Raw genomic sequence first — 2,536 nt, 5'->3', positions numbered from 1 at the left:
AGCCCTAGGTGTTTGATCCCAGGCTTTGATGGTGCATTATTTTCCCAAGCTTGGAGGGATGCACTATGGGCCAGGTTCTACACGGCAGCGCCACAACGACAGAGGCAGTCCGTCGAGCGATACAGCATAGTCAAGAGAGCCTGAGAGCGTTGGCCAAGCGCTACGGGATCAATCAAAAGACCGTGGCGAAATGGAAGAAGAGGACCTCGACCGCTGATCTGCCGACCGGACCGAGGGAGGCCCATTCCACAGTGCTGTCGTTGGAAGAGGAGGCGGTCATCGTTGCCTTCCGGCAGCACACGCTGCTACCGCTTGACGACTGCCTCTACGCGCTTCAGCCGACGATCCCACATCTGTCGCGATCATCATTGCATCGCTGTCTTGAGCGCCATGGAATCTCGCGACTGCCCGACGTCGATGGCGATAAGCCCGGCAAGAAGAAGTTCAAAAGCTATCCGATCGGCTACTTTCACATCGATATCGCCGAGGTGCAGACGGCCGAGGGCAAGCTCTATCTCTTTGTGGCCATTGACCGGACTTCCAAGTTTGCCTTTGTCCAGCTCCATCTCAAAGCCGGCAAGATGATCGCGGCGCAGTTCCTGCGCGATCTCATCGCTGCGGTTCCCTACGCCATCCACACGGTGCTGACCGACAATGGTATCCAGTTCACCAACCAAGCCCGTCACAAATACGCTTTCCACCACATCTTCGATCGGGTCTGCGACGAGAACGGCATCGAACACCGCCTCACCAAGCTCAAGCATCCCTGGACCAACGGCCAAGTGGAACGGATGAACCGCACCATCAAGGACGCCACCGTCAAACGCTTCCACTACGACGATCACAACCAGCTGCGACAGCACCTCCAGGACTTCATCAACGCCTACAACTTTGGCCGCAGGCTCAAGACCCTCAAGGGCCTCACACCCTACGAGTTCATCTGCAAACGATGGACCTCAGAACCGGAACGATTCATCATCGACCCAACCCATCAAACGCCGGGACTGAACACCTAGGCCTTACCAAAGAGCTCAGAGATCGGCTCGTTGCCGCCTGCGGGGATGACCTCGCTGGCCTTCGCGACCGAGCGCTCATTATGGTCGGTTATGACACCATGTGCCGCCGATCGGAACTCGCCGCCTTGCGGCTCGAAGATCTGACTTCGCTTGGCGATGGGAGCATGCTGGCATTAATCCCACGAGCCAAGAACGATCAGTTCGGCGACGGTCGCGACGGATTCGTATCGGCACCTGCGGCCAAGGCGCTCAAGAGATGGTTGGAAGCGGCGAAGATCTCCAAAGGATGGCTATTTCGACGCATTCGCAAAGGGTGGATCGGACCAGACTCTCTTCATCCGCATTCGATCGGGCGCATGCTGAAACAGCGCGCCATTACCGCAGGATTGCCGGCCGAAGTCGCCAATCGTCTCTCTGGGCATTCGATGCGTGTGGGCGCCGCTCAAGATATGGTGGCGAACGGCGCTGGCATCCTACCGATCATGCGGAGCGGCGGCTGGAAGTCAACCAACGTGGTGGCGCGGTATGTGCAGAGCGTTGAGTTGGCAAAACTGGCGAGCTGGAGGAGGTAATCAGGATTACCTCTCCCCTCCGTTTCAACCGAGTCTGAAAACACCCAAACGTGATCGACACAGAGATGTGCCATCAAGAACCGGTGAGCCAACACAGTTTGGATCTAGTTCAAGGGGCTCAGCCGGGAGCTGCAATTGCCAATATACTCGTTAAAATCAAATATTTAAGTGAATCCCCTAACAAATAGACAATGTCTCGCGCCTCTCAGCGTGGTCCAAACTTTGAGGCGCATGCGTCCTTCTTGATTGCCAACAGGCAATGAGGGCTTTACCCTATGTTCGTTTTTTGGGTTACCGTCGGCTTCGCCTGAATTGCTGCCTATTACAAAAAAATTGGAGGCGTCATGCGCACCCTTAGAATTCTCCTTGCATCATCGGCCCTTGTTTTCGCTGTGAACGGTTTCGCTCAAGAACGCACCGATGCGGCACCTCAAGTTGATATCCAGACTCTGACTGACACGATCAAGGCCTCTCCCGCTTCGTCAGAAGCGAAGGTGGCGCTACAACAGTTAGAACAAGTCGCCGACACGGGTAACGCAGGCGCTCTTTACCAGCTTGGCGACCTTTACAGCCGTGGCGGACCGGTTCCCGTCGATGGAACCAAGGCCATCGATCTCCTGCAGCAGTCCGCAGACGCCGGAAACCCCGGAGCCTATGTCCGCCTCGGCGAGCTCTATCGCGACGGTACCGTGGTGCCTGCCGATGGCGCCAAGGCAGCCGAACTCTTCCAGAAGGCAGCCGATGCGGGGCTCCCCGCAGGCAAGCTCAATCTTGGCTTGCTGCTGGCAAAAGGCCAGGGCGTATCCGCCGACACAGAAAAGGGTCTGACCCTCGTTCAAGAAGTCGCCGACACGGGTAACGCAGGCGCTCTTTACCAGCTTGGCGACCTTTACAGCCGTGGCGGACCGGTTCCCGTCGATGGAACCAAGGCCATCGATCTCCTGCAGC

Annotated in this window: 3 protein-coding genes; all 3 read left to right on the top strand. The window is 57.1% G+C overall.

What is annotated here, in order from left to right:
* Positions 1 to 65 precede the first annotated feature (65 nt).
* A complete protein-coding gene (locus QQZ18_RS11415) occupies positions 66 to 1,016 on the top strand; it encodes an IS481 family transposase (protein WP_284541043.1) in 951 nt (316 codons plus the stop codon).
* Positions 950 to 1,588, top strand: a complete 639-nt coding sequence (locus QQZ18_RS11410; RefSeq protein ID WP_284541042.1) for a site-specific integrase — start codon at positions 950 to 952, stop codon at positions 1,586 to 1,588. The genes QQZ18_RS11415 and QQZ18_RS11410 overlap by 67 nt, the downstream gene beginning before the upstream one ends.
* Before the next feature lie 344 nt (positions 1,589 to 1,932).
* The coding region (locus tag QQZ18_RS11405; protein WP_284541041.1) for a tetratricopeptide repeat protein at positions 1,933 to 2,536 on the top strand (604 nt) is incomplete at its 3' end.

This window comes from Pleomorphomonas sp. T1.2MG-36 (assembly GCF_950100655.1).
In the GTDB taxonomy this organism is placed as follows: domain Bacteria; phylum Pseudomonadota; class Alphaproteobacteria; order Rhizobiales; family Pleomorphomonadaceae; genus Pleomorphomonas.
Note: the sequence above shows the minus strand (reverse complement) of the source record. Positions and strands in the feature narration are given on the sequence as shown.

Excerpts from the sequence above, each read along its gene's own strand:
- QQZ18_RS11415 (WP_284541043.1), top strand. The coding sequence starts at position 66 with ATGGGCCAGGTTCTACACGGCAGCGCCACAACGACAGAGGCAGTCCGT.
- QQZ18_RS11410 (WP_284541042.1), top strand. The coding sequence starts at position 950 with ATGGACCTCAGAACCGGAACGATTCATCATCGACCCAACCCATCAAAC.